Origin of the sequence: Methyloceanibacter methanicus, assembly GCF_001723285.1 — a bacterium.
Classification (GTDB): Bacteria; Pseudomonadota; Alphaproteobacteria; order Rhizobiales; family Methyloligellaceae; genus Methyloceanibacter; species Methyloceanibacter methanicus.
The window spans coordinates 89,498-108,739 of the sequence record NZ_LPWG01000014.1; the positions used below are offsets into that span (position 1 = coordinate 89,498).

24 protein-coding genes and 1 pseudogene are annotated in these 19,242 nt (G+C 62.8%); 23 read left to right on the forward strand and 2 right to left on the reverse strand.

Annotated features, from left to right (window positions below):
- The first annotated feature begins 17 nt into the window (after nucleotides 1-17).
- The 8 genes from AUC68_RS14110 (at nucleotide 18) to AUC68_RS14145 (ending at nucleotide 4,015) form a co-directional block, all read left to right on the forward strand.
- Entirely contained in the window at nucleotides 18-263 is a 246-nt protein-coding gene (locus AUC68_RS14110) for a nitrogen fixation protein NifZ (RefSeq protein WP_069438453.1), read from the forward strand.
- Between the two features lie 35 nt (nucleotides 264-298).
- A complete protein-coding gene (gene nifT, locus AUC68_RS14115) occupies nucleotides 299-508 on the forward strand; it encodes a putative nitrogen fixation protein NifT (protein WP_069438248.1) in 210 nt (69 codons plus the stop codon).
- A 2-nt stretch (nucleotides 509-510) separates the two neighbouring features.
- A complete protein-coding gene (locus AUC68_RS14120; RefSeq protein WP_069438249.1) occupies nucleotides 511-783 on the forward strand; it encodes a hypothetical protein in 273 nt (90 codons plus the stop codon).
- Nucleotides 780-1,931: a DegT/DnrJ/EryC1/StrS family aminotransferase gene (locus AUC68_RS14125; protein WP_083240766.1), complete on the forward strand. Its 1,152-nt coding sequence runs from the start codon at nucleotides 780-782 to the stop codon at nucleotides 1,929-1,931. The genes AUC68_RS14120 and AUC68_RS14125 overlap by 4 nt, the downstream gene beginning before the upstream one ends.
- Nucleotides 1,932-1,946: 15 nt before the next feature.
- Entirely contained in the window at nucleotides 1,947-2,252 is a 306-nt protein-coding gene (locus AUC68_RS14130) for a 2Fe-2S iron-sulfur cluster-binding protein (RefSeq protein ID WP_069438250.1), read from the forward strand.
- A 20-nt stretch (nucleotides 2,253-2,272) separates the two neighbouring features.
- Nucleotides 2,273-2,566: a hypothetical protein gene (locus AUC68_RS14135; protein ID WP_342027501.1), complete on the forward strand. Its 294-nt coding sequence runs from the start codon at nucleotides 2,273-2,275 to the stop codon at nucleotides 2,564-2,566.
- A gap of 66 nt (nucleotides 2,567-2,632) precedes the next feature.
- Nucleotides 2,633-3,505, forward strand: a complete 873-nt coding sequence (locus tag AUC68_RS14140; RefSeq protein WP_069438251.1) for an SIR2 family protein — start codon at nucleotides 2,633-2,635, stop codon at nucleotides 3,503-3,505.
- Nucleotides 3,506-3,523: 18 nt separating this feature from the next.
- Nucleotides 3,524-4,015, forward strand: coding sequence for a hypothetical protein (locus AUC68_RS14145; RefSeq protein ID WP_141701296.1), 492 nt, complete (start codon nucleotides 3,524-3,526; stop codon nucleotides 4,013-4,015).
- 3 nt (nucleotides 4,016-4,018) lie between these two features.
- On the opposite strand, the gene AUC68_RS14150 is transcribed toward AUC68_RS14145, so the two are convergent.
- Nucleotides 4,019-4,501 (reverse strand): hypothetical protein, encoded by a 483-nt coding sequence (locus AUC68_RS14150; RefSeq protein ID WP_083240767.1) that lies wholly within the window; start codon nucleotides 4,499-4,501, stop codon nucleotides 4,019-4,021.
- Nucleotides 4,498-4,926 carry a response regulator gene (locus tag AUC68_RS14155; protein ID WP_069438253.1) on the reverse strand — a complete coding sequence of 143 codons (429 nt, stop codon included), beginning with the start codon at nucleotides 4,924-4,926 and terminating at the stop codon, nucleotides 4,498-4,500. The genes AUC68_RS14150 and AUC68_RS14155 overlap by 4 nt, the downstream gene beginning before the upstream one ends.
- A 454-nt stretch (nucleotides 4,927-5,380) precedes the next feature.
- Here AUC68_RS14155 and nifH point away from each other — a divergent pair, with 454 nt between their 5' ends.
- From nifH to nifV, 15 genes and pseudogenes are all read left to right on the forward strand, one after another.
- A complete protein-coding gene (gene nifH, locus AUC68_RS14160) occupies nucleotides 5,381-6,268 on the forward strand; it encodes a nitrogenase iron protein (RefSeq protein WP_069438254.1) in 888 nt (295 codons plus the stop codon).
- Between the two features lie 82 nt (nucleotides 6,269-6,350).
- Entirely contained in the window at nucleotides 6,351-7,817 is a 1,467-nt protein-coding gene (nifD, locus tag AUC68_RS14165; RefSeq protein ID WP_069438255.1) for a nitrogenase molybdenum-iron protein alpha chain, read from the forward strand.
- Nucleotides 7,818-7,894: 77 nt separating this feature from the next.
- On the forward strand, nucleotides 7,895-9,454 hold the full coding sequence (nifK, locus tag AUC68_RS14170; RefSeq protein ID WP_069438256.1) for a nitrogenase molybdenum-iron protein subunit beta: 1,560 nt from the start codon (nucleotides 7,895-7,897) through the stop codon (nucleotides 9,452-9,454).
- Between the two features lie 44 nt (nucleotides 9,455-9,498).
- On the forward strand, nucleotides 9,499-11,178 hold the full coding sequence (gene nifE, locus AUC68_RS14175; protein WP_069438257.1) for a nitrogenase iron-molybdenum cofactor biosynthesis protein NifE: 1,680 nt from the start codon (nucleotides 9,499-9,501) through the stop codon (nucleotides 11,176-11,178).
- The gene (gene nifN / locus AUC68_RS14180; RefSeq protein ID WP_069438258.1) at nucleotides 11,171-12,544 is read left to right on the forward strand and encodes a nitrogenase iron-molybdenum cofactor biosynthesis protein NifN; all 1,374 of its coding nucleotides are present in this window, start codon (nucleotides 11,171-11,173) and stop codon (nucleotides 12,542-12,544) included. Before nifE ends, nifN begins: the two co-directional genes overlap by 8 nt.
- A gap of 46 nt (nucleotides 12,545-12,590) precedes the next feature.
- Nucleotides 12,591-13,001, forward strand: coding sequence for a nitrogen fixation protein NifX (gene nifX / locus AUC68_RS14185; RefSeq protein WP_069438456.1), 411 nt, complete (start codon nucleotides 12,591-12,593; stop codon nucleotides 12,999-13,001).
- Complete coding sequence (locus tag AUC68_RS14190; protein ID WP_083240768.1) at nucleotides 12,994-13,494, forward strand: NifX-associated nitrogen fixation protein; 501 nt, start codon at nucleotides 12,994-12,996, stop codon at nucleotides 13,492-13,494. Before nifX ends, AUC68_RS14190 begins: the two co-directional genes overlap by 8 nt.
- A gap of 34 nt (nucleotides 13,495-13,528) precedes the next feature.
- A complete protein-coding gene (locus tag AUC68_RS14195) occupies nucleotides 13,529-13,735 on the forward strand; it encodes a CCE_0567 family metalloprotein (protein WP_069438259.1) in 207 nt (68 codons plus the stop codon).
- 40 nt (nucleotides 13,736-13,775) lie between these two features.
- Complete coding sequence (gene fdxB / locus AUC68_RS14200; protein WP_069438260.1) at nucleotides 13,776-14,087, forward strand: ferredoxin III, nif-specific; 312 nt, start codon at nucleotides 13,776-13,778, stop codon at nucleotides 14,085-14,087.
- Between the two features lie 11 nt (nucleotides 14,088-14,098).
- Entirely contained in the window at nucleotides 14,099-14,815 is a 717-nt protein-coding gene (locus AUC68_RS14205; RefSeq protein ID WP_069438261.1) for a nitrogen fixation protein NifQ, read from the forward strand.
- A 24-nt stretch (nucleotides 14,816-14,839) separates the two neighbouring features.
- Complete coding sequence (gene irrA / locus AUC68_RS14210) at nucleotides 14,840-15,358, forward strand: iron response transcriptional regulator IrrA (protein ID WP_083240769.1); 519 nt, start codon at nucleotides 14,840-14,842, stop codon at nucleotides 15,356-15,358.
- A 160-nt stretch (nucleotides 15,359-15,518) separates the two neighbouring features.
- Nucleotides 15,519-15,839 carry a HesB/IscA family protein gene (locus tag AUC68_RS14215; RefSeq protein ID WP_069438262.1) on the forward strand — a complete coding sequence of 107 codons (321 nt, stop codon included), beginning with the start codon at nucleotides 15,519-15,521 and terminating at the stop codon, nucleotides 15,837-15,839.
- Nucleotides 15,840-15,864: 25 nt separating this feature from the next.
- Complete coding sequence (locus tag AUC68_RS14220) at nucleotides 15,865-16,893, forward strand: iron-sulfur cluster assembly scaffold protein (RefSeq protein WP_069438263.1); 1,029 nt, start codon at nucleotides 15,865-15,867, stop codon at nucleotides 16,891-16,893.
- Nucleotides 16,890-18,079 (forward strand): annotated as a pseudogene (gene nifS / locus AUC68_RS14225) (cysteine desulfurase NifS). Before AUC68_RS14220 ends, nifS begins: the two are co-directional and overlap by 4 nt.
- On the forward strand, nucleotides 18,072-19,235 hold the full coding sequence (gene nifV / locus AUC68_RS14230) for a homocitrate synthase (protein WP_083240770.1): 1,164 nt from the start codon (nucleotides 18,072-18,074) through the stop codon (nucleotides 19,233-19,235). The pseudogene nifS and the gene nifV overlap by 8 nt, the downstream one beginning before the upstream one ends.
- Nucleotides 19,236-19,242 lie beyond the last annotated feature (7 nt).

The window sequence follows — 19,242 nt, forward strand, 5'->3', positions numbered from 1 at the left end:
CGGAAGCGCGCGCCCCGATCATCGAGCCGCGGCTCCCGAAATTCGATTGGGGCCAACGCGTCCAGGCGATCGCCGACCTCGTCAACGACGGCAGCTACCCGGACAAGGCGCCCAACGCGCTGCTTGTCCGCGCGGGCGAGAAGGGCGAGGTCGTCCAGGTGGGCCGCCACGAGGAATCGAACACACCCGTTTATCTCGTCGAGTTTTCGCCCGACCGCGTGGTCGGCTGCCTCGAAGAGGAGATCATGCTGCTCGAGGCATGAGGCAACCTAGTCAACCAAACCAGGAGAGACAGCCCGTGAAAGTCATGATCCGGAGAAACTACGAAGGCGAACTATCGGCTTACGTCGCCAAGAAAGATCTTGAAGAGCCGATCGTCGCCATGGAGAAGCCCGACATGTGGGGCGGCAAGGTGACGCTGGCCAATGGCTGGGAGCTTCAGCTGCCCGCTATGGAACCGGACACGACGTTGCCGATCACGGTCGACGCACGGCGGCTCAGTCAATAGCCATGGCGCTCGCTCCCGACGACATCACGGCAATCGAGGGCCTGCTCGGCGGCGCCGAGGGCGAGCCGGGCGCGGTCGAAGCCGTGCGCGCGCAATTTCCCAGTCTGTCGATGACGCGTTGCGATCAGTCCGATGTCGATGCGGAGGATCCCTTCCGGGAGTATCCGGCATTCAACCTCTATCTCGTGGATGGCAGCGATCATTGCTGGCATTTGACGGGCGACCCGTCGGTGGCCACAGGCATCGTCATCGCGAAGAAGCGGGTGGGGCCATGAAGACAACCGCGATTCCCCTGTCCGATCCCGACATCACCACCGCCGAACTCGAGGCGCTCAACGCCGTCTTGTCGTCGCCGCGCCTGTCGGCGGGACCGGCGGTCGAGGCGTTCGAGGCCGCCTTCGCAGACTATACGGGCCGGAAATACGCTGTGGCGACGTCGAGCGGACGGCTCGCGATGCTGCTCGCGCTCTACGCGCATGGCGTGGGCCCCGGCCAGGAGGTGATCGCCTCGCCCTTTTCCTGGCGCGAAACGGCGGCCGCGATCGCGCATACAGGCGCCAACACGCTCTTTGTCGACATCGATTACTGGTCGGGCACCATCGTGCCGGACAAGGTTTCCAAGGCGGTCAACGCGAGCACCTATGCCATCGTCGCCGCCAATACCAACGGCCACCCGGCGGCGTGGTCGGAGTTGCGGGAGATCGCCCAAGAATACGGGTTGGTTCTCATCGAGGATTCCACGGAGGCCATCGGCTCCGTCTACAAGGGCAAGAAGGTCGGCAGCTTCGGCGATTGCGCGGTGTTCGATTTCTCCCAGCCCGGCCCGCTCGTTTGCGGCGAGGGCGGCATGGTCGTGACCGACGACCCCGACATTGCTGCCGCGCTCCGCCGCTATCGTTCCCATGCCCCCGATGAGCGGAGTTCCGTCGTGATCGGCGGCACGCCGGCCTTCGGCGCCACGATGAGCGATCTCAGCGCGGCGCTCGGTCTGGCCCAACTCAACCGCATCGAGGAGATCCTCGAACGGCGCAAGCGGATCGAGCATTGGTATGCGAAGTCGGTGCAGTCCTTCGAGGGAATCAAGCCGCCTTATATCGGACCCGATGTCGACGAAGTGCACTGGTTCCTGTTCCTGGTCCATCTCGGCACGCGCTTCACGCGTTCGAGTTGCGAGGCCATTGTCGAGGACCTGCGGACCGAGAATGTCGAAGCGGCTATCTACAGCAGCCCGATGCATCTGCAGCGCTACTATCTCGACAAGGGCTACCGCAAAGGCGATTTCTTCGTGACCGAGAAGGTCGCCGACCGCGCCGTGGCCCTGCCGTTTCATATCCACCTAACCGAAGAGCAGATCTCCTTCCTCGTTTCCACGATGAAGGACGCGTCCATCAATGTGGGCGCGGGAGCTGCCATTTATCTGTGAGAAGAGGACTGGGCAATGCCAACACTAACGATCATGCCGTCAGGCAAAACGATTGAGGCCAACGAAGGGGCGAGCGTGCTCGAAACCTTGCTCGGGGCCGGGGAGCCGATCGGCCACAAATGCGACGGCAAGGCCGAATGCGGCTCGTGCCACATCTTCGTGCAGGAGGGCCGGAAGGGTATCTCCCGGATGACCCCTGAAGAGAATGCCAAGCTCGATACGATTGTCGGTGTCGGCTCCAAGTCGCGTCTGGCTTGCCAGATCCGGCTCGGTTCGGAGCCGGTGACGGTCGAACTGCTTGGTGAGTTTTCGGGACTGTAGAAGCAAAGGAGCACAGAGCTATGGCTGACGAAGAGACAGCGGCCAAGGAAGAGACGGCGGCCGAAGAAGACGCCAAGGCCACAGAGGAAGCAGCGGCTCCGGAGCCGTCCGTAACCATGATCCATGTGCGGTTCTCGGCCGACGGTAGCGTCACCGAGATCGGCGAGCGGCCAACGAGCGTGACGCCGCAGGACTGGTTCAACCGTTTGAGCGACAAGGCGGGCACCCGGTACCAGGCGCTCTCTGGCGGACGGGGCATTTTCCGCCTGCCGCCCGAGGACGTCGAAGCGCTCAAGACCATGACCGCGAACTAGAAAGGCGGACGCTATGTCGGCTGAACTGATCGATGAAATCCGCGCGCCTTCGGCGAGGGCCTCGCGATCCCGTATCTTGGGCCGGGCGTTCTGGCGCTTGCGGGCGAGGCGTGCACTGTCCCTGCGTCTCCCGATGCGCTGGTCGCCCGGCTGACGGAGAAGGCCAGCGTGCCGCACAAGATTCGCAACAACCTCACCGCGGCGGCGCAATTCATCGAGAATTTCAAGCATCGCAACACGGTGAAGGCCGCGATGACCGAGGCCTTCACCAACGCCATGCAGCCGACAGCCTTTCACCGTTATCTGGCGCAGATGCCGAAGCTCCCGCTGATGGTGCATGCTTGGTACGACGATCTTCCCGGCAAGGCGCTGGCGGCCCGGACGGAATCCTGGGGCATCGCGCAGGGCATCAGCCAGAGCGAGCATTTCGGCAACTGGGTTCACTACTTCGAATCCGATGCGACGCTGTTGCCAAATCCCCCGGAAAGCAGGTTCAGCGTCGATAGCTGCGCCCCAGCCGTGGCGCCGGACGAGGCCAAACGCTGGAAGACGCTCCTCTACGAACCGCTCGGTTCGATTGCACCGGCCGAAAACTATCTCGTGTCGGACACGGACTTCGTGGAGGTGCTGACGGAAATCGATATCCAGACACCGATCCCCGAGCCCGTGCGCGATATTCGCAAAGGCCGGCATTTTCTCTTTCTCGGCTGCCGGTTCGGCAAGCAGCTCGATCGCCTCTGGGCACGGCAGGTTTCCAAGCGGTCATCCGAGTTCCATTGGGCCGTTCTGCCCGGCGAGCTCACGAAGAACGAACTTCGCTTCCTCGAAGAAAAGAACATCAAGCGGATCGACATGCCGCTCGAGGACTTTGCGGACGCGCTCATGGGAGGCGAGCCCGAGGCGAAAACCCAACAACCCGAGATGGCGCTCGGCGCCTGATCCTTCGGAGATGAGACCATGAGACTGGCAGAAGCGTTTTCGTCGGCGACGCGCGACGAACTGAAGGCGGCCCTGGATGGGGGATCGCTCGTCATCTACTCCACGGGCCGCCCCCCGCTGCCCGACCACGACGTGACGCGGAGCGGCAAGCTGGCCACGTTCACCTTTGCCTCGCCGGCCTTCGGTGCGGAGCCGAGCGGCGAGGAGGGGGATGCCGAGGTCGCCCCGGCATTCGCCGAAACATCGGTGGAAGCGGAAAATGTCGGCACGCCGAGCTTCGCGCGGGCCTTCACCGCCGACGGCACGGTGGTCGCGGATTTCTCAGTCGGTCCCGGCAAGACCGAGATCAAGCTCTCGGAGGTCTCGGCTATGGGCGGGTATCCGATTTCCGTGACGGCCATGCGCATGCCGCTTCCGGCCGAAGAGATCAGCTGGGACAAGACCGCGTTCGGCCATGTCTATATGACCAGCGGCGACGACCCCCGCAGAAAGATGTCGGTCCGCGGCTAGGACTCAGAGCCCGTTGGCCAGGTCCGCGATAACCGGCCAGCCGACGGTGCCGGCCGGATCGAGCGTCGCCAGATGCTCCAGGATCGCGCGCGCCCGTTCGCCTTCGCCGCGCCGCAGATAGATGAACGCGAGGGCCTTCAGCGTATAGAGCGCGAAGCGGCCCGCGCCGTCGGGAACGGGAACCTGCGGGGTCCACATGCACCAGGCTTCGGGCCAGCCGGCTTGACGGGCGGCTTCGCGCGTGCCGCGTTCGGCGATCGTCCTGGCCTCGTCGAGGCTGCCTTGATAGGTGTGGATCTTGTAGAGGCAATAATACACCGGCAGCGAGTCCGGCGCCGCTTCCAGCGCTTGCCGGAACATCCGGTCGGCGGCCGGCTTGTCGTTCCGATAGGCGACAACGCCTTCCTGCAGCAACGCATCGACGGCGTCGGGCAGGGGGCCAAAATCGATTCCGTCGCTGTCGGCGAGCGCACCCGCCATGCTCATTTCAGCATATCCAGCGGAACCATCGGCAGCTCGCGCCGTCCGAGGACAACGTCGACCTTGAAGCGCACACCCTCGATCGTGAGAGGCTTGGGAATAACGCCCGCGGCACCTGCCGCGAGGCCGGCCTTTGCCGTCGGGTTGTCTGCGCTCTCCGCAATCAGAACGACTTGGGCGCTGGGAAGCTTGGCCTTGATGTCGCCCAGCACGTCTGCGCCGTGTTGTTCGACAATGTCCTGACCGAGCAGGACGAGGTCCGGCTTCCAGTCGCGCCCCTTGTCATAGGCCTGATCGAGATTGGCCAGCTCATGGGTCTCGTTCTCGTCGTGCAGCATGAATTGCAGGGCCGCGCGAACGATCTCGTCGTCCACCACGACGAAGATCCTTTTGTTTTCGACGGACCGGGCCGTCTCGACGCCGATTTGCATGTCGTCTCCCGCACCGATTGTTGGTGGGTGAGTCCAAGCAATTTTCGTACCGGTGCAAGGGCTCGCAAGCGCGCCTGGGCAAAGTCCTTGGCGGCCAAGGCCCTCCCTTGGAGACCGCGACGGTGGCGGCGCCCCCCGTTGTTCCAATCCCTACAGACAAAGATGGCGATATGCGCCGATCCGCCGGCGATGTCGGGTTCTGTACACGCCCCCGATGGGGCGGTCTTGGACGCTTAAGTAGCTGACTTAGAGGCGTTATTGGAATTATTCGGCGTTTGGCACACCCGTTGCACCAGTGATCCGTGCAAGGCGAGTGGTTGCTGGCAAAGCGGCCCGGAGCAAAGTCCGCAAGCTGCGCGCCGCGCGACAGAGTCATTGGAGACGACAGGCTATCCCGGAACCGGTGCGGGTGCATCGGGCAAACGGCAAACGCTTACGAAGGAGATTATCGACCATGTCACTGCGGCAAATCGCATTCTACGGCAAAGGTGGTATCGGCAAGTCCACGACTTCCCAGAACACCCTCGCCGCTCTGGCCGAGATGGGCCACAAGATTCTGATCGTTGGTTGCGATCCGAAGGCCGACTCGACCCGCTTGATCCTGCACGCCAAAGCGCAGGACACGATCCTCAGCCTCGCCGCTCAAGAGGGCAGCGTTGAGGACCTCGAGATCGAGGACGTCATGAAGATCGGCTACCAGGACATCAAGTGCGTCGAGTCCGGCGGTCCTGAGCCGGGTGTCGGCTGCGCCGGCCGCGGCGTTATCACCTCGATCAACTTCCTGGGAGAAAACGGCGCCTACGAGGACATCGACTATGTGTCCTACGACGTGCTCGGCGACGTGGTGTGCGGCGGCTTCGCCATGCCCATTCGCGAGAACAAGGCCCAGGAAATCTACATCGTCATGTCCGGTGAGATGATGGCCATGTACGCGGCCAACAACATTTCCAAGGGCATTCTGAAATATGCCAACTCCGGCGGTGTGCGTCTCGGCGGTCTCGTCTGCAACGAGCGTCAGACGGACAAGGAGCTTGAGCTGGCCGAAACCCTGGCCAAGCGTCTCGGCACCGAGCTGATCTACTTCGTGCCGCGCGATAACATCGTGCAGCACGCGGAACTGCGCCGCATGACCGTTATCGAGTATGCGCCGGAGTCGCAGCAGGCCGAGCACTACCGGAACCTGGCGAAGAAGATCCACGCCAATGCCGGTAACGGCATCATCCCGACGCCGATCACGATGGACGAGCTTGAGGACATCCTCATGTCTCACGGCATCATGAAGCAGGTGGACGAAAGCCAGGTCGGCATGACCGCCGCCGAGCTCGAAGCAGCGAGCGCCTAACCAGCAGACCAACGTACCGGTCCCTCCGCGCGAGGAGGGACCGGTGCCCCGATCAACTTTCTAGACGAGATGAGGTAGCGCCATGAGCTTGGCGACAGCTGAGAAGCTTGAAGACATCAAAGCGAGAAACAAGGAACTGGTCGACGAGGTCTTGGAGGCTTACCCCGCGAAAGCGAAGAAGAAGCGCGCCAAGCACCTCAACCAGTTCGATGAAGGAAAGCCCGACTGCGGCGTCAAGTCGAACGTCAAGTCGATCCCGGGCGTCATGACCATTCGCGGTTGCGCCTATGCCGGTTCCAAGGGCGTGGTGTGGGGTCCGATCAAGGACATGATCCATATCAGCCACGGTCCGGTCGGCTGCGGACAGTATTCCTGGGCGGCCCGCCGCAACTACTATATCGGCACGACCGGCATCGACACCTTCGTGACGATGCAGTTCACCTCCGATTTCCAGGAAAAGGACATCGTCTTCGGCGGCGACAAGAAGCTCGCCAAGATCATGGACGAGATCCAGGATTTGTTCCCCCTCAACAAAGGCATCACGGTTCAGTCCGAGTGCCCGATCGGTTTGATCGGCGACGACATCGAGGCCGTCTCTAAGGCGAAGTCCAAGGAGTACGACGGCAAGACGATCGTTCCGGTCCGTTGTGAAGGGTTCCGCGGTGTGTCCCAGTCCTTGGGCCACCATATCGCCAACGACGCCGTTCGCGATTGGGTGTTCGACAAGGCGGGGGACAAGCCGGCCAAGTTTGAATCGACCCCTTACGACGTTGCGATCATCGGCGACTACAACATTGGTGGCGACGCGTGGTCCTCACGCATCCTGCTGGAGGAAATGGGCCTGCGGGTGATCGCCCAGTGGTCCGGCGACGGTTCGATCGCCGAACTCGAAGCCACGCCCAAGGCGAAGCTGAACGTCCTGCATTGCTACCGGTCGATGAACTACATCTCCCGGCACATGGAGGAGAAGTTCGGGATCCCGTGGGTCGAGTACAACTTCTTCGGCCCCTGCAAGATCGCCGAGAGCCTGCGCAAGATCGCCAGCCACTTCGACGACAAGATCAAGGAAGGCGCCGAGCGCGTCATCGCCAAGTACCAGGCGCTGATGGATGACGTGATCGCCAAGTACCGCCCGCGTCTCGAAGGCAAGAAAGTCATGCTGTTCGTTGGCGGCTTGCGCCCGCGGCACGTGATCGGCGCCTACGAGGATCTCGGCATGGAAGTCGTCGGGACGGGCTACGAGTTCGGCCATAACGACGACTATCAGCGGACCACTCACTACGTGAAGGACGGCACGCTGATCTATGACGACGTCACGGGCTACGAGTTCGAGAAGTTCGTCGAGAAGATCGAGCCCGATCTCGTCGGGTCCGGCATCAAGGAGAAGTATGTCTTCCAGAAAATGGGTGTGCCGTTCCGGCAGATGCACTCCTGGGACTATTCGGGCCCCTATCACGGCTACGACGGCTTCGCCATCTTCGCCCGCGATATGGACATGGCCATCAACGCTCCCGTTTGGAAGTTGGCCCAGACCCCTTGGAAGAACTGAACCGAATTAGCCTCTCCCGCTCCGGCCTGGACCGGAGCGGGAGACCCTAACAGCGCTTGAGCGCAAGGACAGATGTTATGACCCAGAACGCTGATAACGTCCTTGACCACTTCGACCTGTTCCGGCAGCCCGAATACACGGAGATGCTGAAGAACAAGAAGGCGAACTTCGAGGACCCCCATCCCGACGATGAGGTCGAGAAAATCCGCGAGTGGACGAAGACGCCTGAATATCAGGAGAAGAACTTCGCCCGCGAGGCTTTGACGGTCAATCCGGCCAAGGCCTGCCAGCCGCTCGGCGCCGTATTCGCGGCCGTCGGCTTCGAAGGCACGATCCCCTTCGTGCACGGGAGCCAAGGTTGCGTGGCCTACTATCGCAGCCATTTCTCGCGCCACTTCAAGGAGCCGAGTTCTTGCGTATCGTCTTCCATGACGGAAGATGCCGCGGTCTTCGGTGGCCTCAACAACATGGTCGACGGACTGGCGAATACCTATTCGCTCTATCAGCCGAAGATGATCTCGGTGTCCACGACCTGCATGGCCGAGGTGATCGGCGACGACCTCAACGCCTTCATCAAGAATGCGAAGGAGAAGGGCTCCGTCCCCGAGGAATTCGACGTGCCGTTCGCGCACACGCCGGCCTTCGTCGGCAGCCACGTCACCGGTTACGACAACGTTATGAAGGGCATTTTCGAGCACTTCTGGGACGGCAAGGCCGGCACCACCGAGAAGCTCGAGCGCAAGCCCAATAACAGCATCAACTTCATCGGCGGGTTCGACGGCTACACGGTCGGCAATCTGCGCGAGATCAAGCGGATCTTCGACGTAATGGGTGTCGAGTACACCATCCTCGGCGACAACAGCGATGTGTGGGACACGCCCACCGACGGCGAGTTCCGCATGTATGACGGCGGCACCACGCTCGAGGAAGCGGCCGAGGCTCTCCATGCGAAGGCGACGATCTCCATGCAGGAATACTGCACGGAGAAGACGCTGCCCTTCATCGAGGGGCACGGCCATGAGGTCGCGGCCTTCAACCACCCGGTCGGCGTCTCGGCGACGGACAAGTTCCTGATGGAAGTCTCCCGCCTGACGGGCAAGGAGATCCCCGAGGAGCTGGCCAAGGAACGCGGCCGTCTGGTGGACGCCATCGGTGACTCGTCCGCCCACATCCACGGCAAGAAGTTCGCGATCTACGGCGATCCGGACCTGTGCCTCGGTCTCGCCGGCTTCCTTCTGGAGCTCGGTGCCGAGCCCACGCACATCCTGGCCACCAACGGCAGCAAGGGATGGGCGAAGAAGGTGCAGGCGCTGCTCGACAGCTCGCCTTATGGCGCGAACTGCCATGTGTATGCGGGCAAGGACCTGTGGCACATGCGGTCGCTGCTCTTCACCGAGCCGGTGGATTTCCTGATCGGCAACACCTACGGCAAGTATCTCGAGCGCGATACGGGCACGCCCCTGATCCGCATCGGCTTCCCGGTGTTCGACCGGCATCACCACCATCGCCGGCCCGTTTGGGGCTACCAGGGTGGCATGAATGTTCTGATCACGATTCTCGACAAAATCTTCGACGAGATCGACCGGAACACCAACGTTCCCGCCAAGACCGACTTCAGTTTCGACATCATCCGCTAACGGAGCGAGTTAGACGCAACTGAAACGGTGAAGGAAAAACAACGATGAGCTCTTTGGCGAACAAGGTACAGGACGTCTTCAACGAACCTGGTTGTGCCAAAAATCAGGGCAAGTCGGATAAGGAACGCAAGAAGGGCTGCACCAAGCAGCTCCAGCCTGGAGGCGCAGCCGGCGGCTGCGCCTTCGACGGCGCCAAGATCGCGCTTCAGCCCATCACCGATGTCGCGCATTTGGTGCACGGGCCAATCGCCTGTGAAGGCAATTCGTGGGACAATAGAGGCGCGAAATCGTCCGGTTCGCGCCTCTACCGCACGAGCTTCACGACCGACATCAACGAGACCGACGTGGTCTTCGGCGGCGAGAAGCATCTCTTCAAATCCATCAAGGAAATTCTCGACAAATACGACCCGCCGGCCGTGTTCGTGTACCAGACCTGCGTGCCTGCCATGATCGGCGACGACATTGGCGCGGTCTGCAAGGCGGCGACGGAGAAATTCGGCAAGCCGGTCGTGCCGGTGATCTCGCCGGGCTTTGTCGGACCGAAGAACCTCGGCAACAAGCTCGCGGGCGAGGCGCTTCTCGATCATGTGATCGGCACCGGAGAGCCGGAATACACGACGCCCTACGACATCAACATCATCGGCGAATACAACCTCGCCGGCGAGCTGTGGCAGGTGAAGCCGCTGCTGGACGAGCTCGGCATCCGCATCCTGTCCTGCATTTCGGGCGATGCGAAATATCACGAGGTCGCCAGCTCGCACCGGGCGAAGGCGGCGATGATGGTCTGCTCTAAGGCGATGATCAACATCGCCCGGAAGATGGAGGAGCGCTACGACATTCCCTTCTTCGAGGGCTCGTTCTACGGCATCGGCGACATGAGCGACTCGCTGCGCGAGATCGCCCGCCTGCTCATCGAGAAGGGAGCCGATCCCGAACTCATGGACCGCACCGAGGCCGTGATCGAACGCGAAGAGGCGCGGGCCTGGGAACGCATCGCGCCCTACAAAGAGCGACTCACAGGCAAGAAAGTTCTTCTCATCACCGGCGGCGTCAAATCCTGGTCCGTGGTGGCCGCGCTTCAAGAGGCCGGCATGGAACTGGTCGGCACATCCGTGAAGAAGTCCACCAAGGAGGACAAGGACAAGATCAAGGAGCTCATGGGGCAGGACGCCCACATGATCGAAGACATGACGCCGCGCGAGATGTTCAAGATGCTGAGCGACGCGCAGGCCGACATCATGCTCTCCGGCGGCCGGTCGCAGTTCATCGCGCTCAAGGCCAAGATGCCCTGGCTCGACATCAACCAGGAGCGCCATCACGCCTTTGCGGGCTACGAGGGCATGGTCGATCTCGTCCGCGAGATCGACAAGGCCCTCTCCAATCCGATCTGGGACCAGGTGCGTAAGCCCGCACCCTGGGACGACGGGCAAGAAAGCTGGGAAGCCCGCGCGCTTGCGGAAGCCGAAGCGGAAGCCGCGGCCATCGCTGCCGACCCTGTGCTCGCCGAGGAGATGCGGCGCTCGACCCAGATCTGCAACTGCAAGACGGTCGACACCGGCACGATCGAAGACGCCATCAAGGCCGATCACCTGACCACCGTCAAGGAGGTCACGGCCGCCACCAATGCCGGCGGCGGCTGTACCGGCTGTCACGAGCGGATCGCCGGGATTCTCTCCGCGCTCGCCGCGACCAAAGCCGAGGCGCGTGAGGCAGACCATGGCTGAGGTTCGCAACTCCAAGAAGGCCTGCACGGTCAACGCCCTCAAGATGAGCCAGCCCATCGGCGGCGCGCTCGCCTTCATGGGGCTCAACGGCGCCATGCCGCTGCTGCATGGCAGTCAGGGATGCACCTCGTTCGGATTGGTGCTGTTCGTGCGTCACTTCCGCGAGGCCATCCCCATGCAGACCACGGCGATGAGCGAGGTCGCGACCGTGCTGGGCGGGCTCGAAAACGTGGAACAGGCGATCGTCAACATCGCCAAGCGGGCCAAGCCGGAAGTCATCGGCATTTGCTCCACAGGCGTCACCGAGACCAAGGGCGACGACGTGGACGGCTACATCAAGCTCATTCGCGACAAGCACCCGGAGCTCGACGACATCGCCATCGTCTATGTCTCGACGCCGGACTTCAAGGACGCGTTTCAGGATGGCTGGGCGCGCACCGTCACGCGGATCGTCGACGAACTCGTCGAGACCGCGGCGCCCGAGGCACCGCGTACCCAAAAGCGCATCAATGTGCTGCCGGGCTGCCATTTGACCCCTGGGGACCTCTACGAAATCCGCGACATCGTCGAGTCCTTCGGGTTGGAACCGGTCTTCCTCCCCGACCTGTCCGGGTCCGTCGACGGCCGTATTCCGGACGAGTTCACGCCGACGACCCTTGGCGGGATTTCCGTCAAGGAGGTCGCAACGCTCGGAACCTCGGCCTGGACGATCGCCGTCGGCGAACAGATGCGGGCGGCGGCCGAAGCTCTCGAGAAGAAAGCCGGCGTGCCCTTCACGCTTTACGACCGGCTGACGGGGCTTGCGCCCAACGACGATCTCATTGCGCTTCTGGCACGCTTGAGCGGCCGGCCCGTGCCGGAGAAATGGCGGCGCCAACGCAGCCAGCTCGTGGACGCCATGCTCGACGGGCACTTCTTCTTCGGCAACAAGCGGATCGCCATCGGCGCGAGCCCGGACCTGCTTTGGTCCGTGTCATCCTTCTTGACCGAGATGGGCTGCAACATCGAAGCGGCGGTGACGACCACCCATGGCCCGCTGCTCGGCCAGATCGAAACGGACGAGGTCCTGATCGGGGATCTCGAAGATCTCGAAGAGCGCGCGGAAGGCTGCGACCTTCTCATCACCCATAGCCACGGGCGCCAGGCCGCCGAACGGCTCGGCATTCCTTTCTTCCGCATGGGGCTTCCCATGTTCGATCGTCTCGGTGCCGCCCATCAGACCACGGTGGGCTACCGCGGCACGCGCGATCTCGTCTTCGAGATCGGCAACATCTTCATAGCCAACGCGCACGAGCCCGATACGGAAACGTGGCGCCAGACCGCAGAGGTTTCGGATGACACCGGTTCGGCGTTTGCGGCTCATTGAGAGGAGGTCGAGACTAGCCATGGAAGCGACGAAAGAGACGGGCACCTTGAAGGTTGCGTTCTCGACGCAGGATCTGAAGCACGTCGATGCGCATTTCGGTTGGGCCAAGAATATCGCCATCCACGAAATCTCGGCGGACGGCCATCGCTTCATCGAGGCGATCCAGTTCGACGGCGACCTTCAGGAAGACGGGAACGAGGACAAGCTCCTTCCCAAGATCGAAGCGATCAAGGACTGCGCCATTCTCTATGTCGCCGCGATCGGCGGCTCGGGCGCGGCGCGCGTGGTCGCCAACAATATCCACCCGATCAAGGTCACGCAGTCGGAGGAGATCGACATGCTCCTCGACAAGCTGTGCGGCGTCCTGCAGGGCACGCCGCCGCCTTGGCTGCGCAAGGCGCTGCTCAAGGGCAAGGAACGGACATTCGATTTCGAAGAAGAGGTGCAACATGGCTGAAGCCGCAGAAGCGATTGCCGAGACCGGGGAAGCGGCGGTTCCGCCCGAGCAAACGATCCCGACGGACTCGCCGTTCTTTCAAGAGCTCATCAAGCAATGGCGCGCGCAGGACACCCATGGCGCCTGGGAGAACAAGACCGACCTCGAACTGCTCGAGCCCTATGTGCTGGACAAGGAGAAGCGCAAGCAGATCCCGATCATGGGGGACCCGGACCCGGAGACGCTGTGGCGGCTCGAGCTCTACTACAACGCCATCGGGCTCGCCATCGAACGTCAGACCGGAATCATGGTCTCGCCGATGATGAAGATGCACCACGAAGGCTTCGGCCGGATGATCCTGGCCGCCGGCCGTCTGATCGTCATCAACAAGCACCTGCGGGACGTGCACCGTTTCGGTTTCCCGAGCTTCGAGAAGCTTGCATCCGAGGGCGACAAGGCCGTGGCCTCCGCCGTGGAAATGATCGGCAAGTTTCCCGACGTCGCGAACTACTAGGGACCGGTAACCCGAAAGGAGAAAGGAATTCGTCATGTCCGACGTCGAGGAACTCAAGGCCAAGATCAAGAAGCTGTCGTCCCGCGCGGTGACGCAGAAGATGAATCTGCACGACCTCGCCGAGGATCTGCCCATCGATTGGACGAACATCATGTCGGTGGCGCAGCAGGCCTACGACGCCTACGAGGCGCTCGAGGCCGCCCGCAAGGAGTTGAAAGAGCAGGAGGCGCTCGCCTCGTAGCGGGCGAGGGCGTCGGAAGGCTGAAGGAAAGGGCAAACGAATGTTCACGAGGCGCGACGGCAAGCCCTGGGAACCGACCTATCTCACGGCGATCAATGCGGAGACCTGCATCGGCTGTGGCCGGTGTCACAAGGTTTGCGGCCGGGATGTGATGAATCTTCAGGGCATGACCGAGGACGGCGAGCTTGTCCCCTTCGACCCGGAAGACGATGACGGCGACGACTACGATCGTCTCGTCATGGTGATGGAAAATCCGGGGAACTGCATCGGCTGCTCCGCGTGTAATCGCGTGTGCCCGAAGGATTGTCAGAGTTTCACTGCCGCAAGCGAGCTTGAGTCCGCGGCGGCCTGAGGACGAGAAACGTGACCAAGCCCGTTATCCTACCCGATGGACTGAACATCTCGGCGGACGGCCCTTGGCCCCCGCTCAAGGGCAAGGACAGCAATGCCGCGGGTCTCGGCATCGCGACCTATCGCATGCTGACCCGCCGCGATCCGAGCGATCTGTGGACGGTCGAAGACGAGAGCTTCGATGCGCATGTCTTCGCCTCGATCCTGGCCGTGTCCGCGACCGAGGAGGGGCAGGTGGCGAGCCAGGCCGGGCTGACCGCATCCGACCTCGACCGCCTGCTCTGGCGCTGGTTCTCCCATGCCGTGCCCTTGGCGCCAGCCTGGTATCCGGACGGCAAGGTGCAAGACGAAGACGAGATTGCGATGGTGCGGGAGCTTCTGCTCGCCAACAGGTCGAGCGAGGGGGAGACCGGCCGGCTGCTCGCGCAGATGATTGCGCGGCGCTGCATGGAGCCGAGCCACCTTTGGGAGGATCTCGGTCTGCGCGACCGCGCCGAATTGCTCCGCCTGCTCGAGCGTCATTTCGCGCCGCTCGCCGCGGGCAATACGCAGAATATGCGCTGGAAGCGCTTCTTCTACCGCAAGCTCTGCGAGGGTGAGGGCTTCACCCTGTGTAGTACGCCGGTGTGCTCGGACTGCAACGAATTCGATCTCTGCTTTGGCGAGGAGACCGGCGAGAGCCGGCTCGCGGCCGCCCGCCGCGCCGAAGATCTCGGCGATGCGACATAAGAAAGAATCCGAGGGGCGATATTGATGGTGCCACCAGACCTCAAACAGTTCTCTGTCGACGAAACCTCGGCGGAGGAGTCGCGTCCAGGGGCAGCCTTGCGCGCCGGGCTGTCTGGCTGCCCCTGGCGTGATTATGAGGAGATGTTGCGCGCCGTCAATCTCCGGCCGACCCGGCAGCGCATCGCGCTCGGCTGGCTGCTGTTCTCCAAGGGCGGGCGTCACATTACTGCCGAGATGCTCCACGACGAAGCCGTGCGCGCGAAGATCCACGTCTCGCTCGCCACGGTTTACAATACGCTGAACCAGTTCACGGAGGTGGGCCTCCTGCGGCAAGTCGGCGTGGACGGCACCAAGTCCTTTTTCGATACCAATCCGGCGGACCACGACCACTTCTTCGTCAGTGGCGAGGGCGCTCTGTTCGACATCCCCCATGGCGAGGTCGAGTTCGGCAAGCTCCCTGTCGCGCCGGATGGATTCGAGATCGACCGGGTTGACGTGGTGGTGCGCTTGCGCCGGAAGACCGGCGCCTCCGCGAAGTCGTAGCCGGACCGCGTCGCTTATCCGACGCGTGTCATGAACCCGACAATCCGACGCGCTGAAAAATCACGTAGAATCAATGAATTAGAGACTGGCACGGGGATTGCTCCTTCTATCGTCAAGAGACATGACGTGTGTCTGAAGACATGACTTGGAGGTGCCGTCAATGATCAACCTGACCCCGGAAGCCGCGACCGCCGTAAAGGGCGCAATGGAGCGCGCTGGGAAGGTCGGTGCGGGTTTCCGCATCATGGTGGAGACCGGTGGCTGCGCCGGCCACAAATATCTCGTGGGTCTCGATACCGAACCTCGCGACGATGATGCCGTATTCGAGTCCTCGGGCGTCAAAGTCTTTGTCGATCCCGACTCCCAACCGCTCCTCGCGGGCATGACCGTCGGTTTCGTCGACAGCCTGCAAGGGTCCGGGTTCGTGTTCGAGAATCCCAACGCGGCCTCGCAGTGTTCCTGCGGCAAGTCTTTCGGCTGACCTTTCGAATCGGCGAGGAGGGCGCATGTGGCAGTGCTCCGATAAAGTTCAGGATCATTTTCTCAACCCGCGGAACGTCGGTGCGTTGGAGCAGCCGGACGCGGAAGGACAAGCGGGCACGATCGCCTATGGCGATGCGCTGAAGATCGCCATAAAGGTCAATCGGGACTCGGGCGTCATCACCGATGCGCGTTTCAAGTCTTTCGGGTGTGGCGTCTCGATCGCCGCAGCATCCGCACTCACGGAAATCATCATTGGACGGACGATTGACGAGGCGAGCGCCGTCTCGGATGCTGAAATCGTCGATTATCTCGGCGGCTTGCCCGAGGACAAGATGTACTGCGCCGTGCTCGGTCACGAGGCCCTGCAAACGGCAATCGCGCATTATCGCGGCGAGAACGACGCCGCGGACTCCTCGGAGAGGATCTGCAAGTGCTTCCCCGCGCGCAAAGCCTTTCTCGAACGCATTATCCGCACGAACAAGCTGACATCGCCGGGCCAGGTCACGAACTACACCAAGGTCAGCGGCGGGTGCCAGAGCTGCAAGAGACCGATCGAGGAACTGCTCGCGGCGGTCAATGCGGACATGGTGGAAGAGGGCGTGCTGGATGCAGCGAAGGCCTACCATGCGCCGGTCAAGGCCACGCCCTTCATGCCCGCAAAGTTCCAGATGAATGGCAACGGCGCACCGCCGAGGCCCAACGGCGTCACGGAGGCGAACGGCAAGAGCATTGGACCCGGCGTGCCACGGCCGAATGCGGCGCCGTCCGTGGGCGGGGAAGCGCAGCCGACGCCGCAGGGCCTGGCGGCCTTCGCCAAACTCAAGCCCGAGGAACGGATCGAGGTCGTGAGCAAGGCCATCGACGAGCTGCGTCCCTACCTCAAGGCCGATGGGGGCGACTGCGAGCTGGTCGAGGTCAAGGAGAACACCGCCTTCGTGAAGCTGTCCGGCGCCTGCATGGGCTGCCAGATGGCCTCGGTGACATTGTCGGGCGTGCAGCAGCGACTGATCGAGAAGACCGGAATGCCCTTACGCGTGGTGCCCGTGCAATGACCATCTATCTCGACCACAACGCCACGACCCGCGTCGATCCCGACGTTCTCGAGACCATGCTGCCGTTCTCACCGAGACCTACGGCAATCCGTCCTCGAAGCACGGGCCGGGCGAGGCGGCCGCGATGGCCGTACAGAAAGCGCGCCGTCAGGTTCAGGCCCTGCTTGGTGCGGACCAGGCGAGCGAGATCATGTTCAATTCCGGCGGCACGGAGAGCGTCAACAGCGCGATCATATCCGCCTTGGAGAGCGCGCCGTTGCGACGCGAGATGATCGTCAGCGCGATCGAGCATTCCGCCGTGCGGACGCTGGCTGATTGGCTCGCCAAGAACAAGGGCATTCGCGTTCACACGATCCCCGTCGACAGGAATGGCCGCATCGATGTCGTCGCCTACAAGGAGGCGTTGTCCGAGCGGGTGGCGGTCGTGTCCATGATGTGGGCGAACAACGAAACCGGCACGATCCTGCCCGTGGTGGAACTTGCGGAAATGGCCAAGGAGGTCGGCGCGACCTTCCATACCGACGCCGTTCAAGCGGTGGGCAAGATTCCGATCGATTTGAAGTCCACCCAGATCGACATGCTCTCCCTGTCGGGTCACAAGCTGCATGCCCCGAAAGGCATCGGCGCACTCTATTTGCGCAAGGGCTTGCGCTTCCGCCCGCAGATCAAAGGCGGCCATCAGGAACGCGGGCGACGGGCCGGCACCGAGAACGTGCCGGGCATCGTAGCGTTGGGGAGGGCCGCCGAACTCGCGGGCGAGCGTATGGCGGACGACGCCGCCTATCTGACGGCGCTCCGGGGTCGGCTCGAAGCGGGTTTGCGCGAAATTCCCAACGCCAGCATCGTTGCGTTCGAGAACGACCGTCTGCCGAACACGACCAGCGTCGTCTTCGACTATATCGAGAGCGAAAGCATTCTCCTGTTGCTCGACAAGGAGGGCATCGCCGCTTCGTCCGGCTCCGCCTGTTCGTCGGGCTCGTTCGAACCGTCCCATGTGCTGCAAGCGATGAACGTTCCGGAGACGGCGCTGCGCGGGGCGGTCCGGTTCTCGCTGTCGCGCCAAAACACGGAAGCGGAGATCGATCGCGTTCTCGAAGTGCTGCCGGGCATCGTTGCGAAGCTCCGGGAGATTTCTCCGTTCGGAGAGGGCGCGGATGCAGCCTCGCAGGAGAACGCCTATGCGTAAGCAGTCCACGAGCCCGATCCCCGTCGTTCTCAACGATACGACCTTGCGCGATGGCGAGCAGGCGCCGGGCGTCGCCTTCAGCCTTGCAGAAAAGCTTGAGATCGCCACCGCGCTCGCCGAGGCCGGTGTCCCGGAAATCGAAGTCGGCACGCCGGCCATGGGCCGAAAGGAGATTGCCGCCATCCGCGCGGTCGTCGAGGCGGACTTGCCCGCCACGCCCATCGCGTGGTGCCGCATGAGCTTCGACGACGTTGACGCGGCGCTCGCCGCGGCCGTGCCGATGGTCAATCTGTCGCTTCCCGTCTCCGACATTCAGATCGCCGCCAAACTTCGGGGCGGACGCCAGGACGCGCTGGACAGGCTCGTGCAGGTCGTGGGCTATGCACGCGAAAACGGATTGGAGGTCGCCGTCGGCGGCGAGGATTCGTCCCGCGCCGACCCGTCCTTCCTGATCGAGGTGGTCAAGGCGGCGGAACAGGCCGGCGCACGACGGTTCCGGATTGCCGACACGCTGAGCGTACTGGAGCCCTTCGCCGCCCATGCCTTGGTTGCGGCGCTGCGCGCCGAAACCGCATTGGAACTCGAAATCCACGCCCATGACGACCTTGGGCTTGCGACAGCCAATACGCTGGCGGCGATCAGGGCCGGCGCCACGCATGCCTCGGTCACGGTCATCGGTCTCGGCGAGCGGGCGGGCAATGCACCGCTGGAAGAGGTCGCCGTCAGCCTCCACCACCTCTATGGCTGCGACACCGCCGTCGACATGACGGCGCTTGGACCCATCGCCTCCCTGGTCTCGGCGGCCGCCGTTCGTCCAATTCCGCCCAACAAGGCGATCGTCGGCGATCATGTGTTCACCCACGAGTCGGGCATTCATGTGGATGGCCTTCTGAAGGACGCGCGGACCTATCAGTCTCTGGACCCGGCGACGCTGGGGCGCGCCCACTCCATCGTCTTGGGTAAGCATTCGGGATTTGCGGCGCTTGCGGCGTCCCTTTCGAATCTCAACCTGTCGGCCACGGTAATCGAGTTGCGCGCGATCCTGGAGCGCGTGCGCGAGCAGGCGGCCGCGACCAAGAACCCCGTGACCGCCGAGGCCCTCACCGAGATCTGGAAAGAGATCCATCGTGAGGCCGTGTTGGAAGTCGCGATGTGAGGCAGAC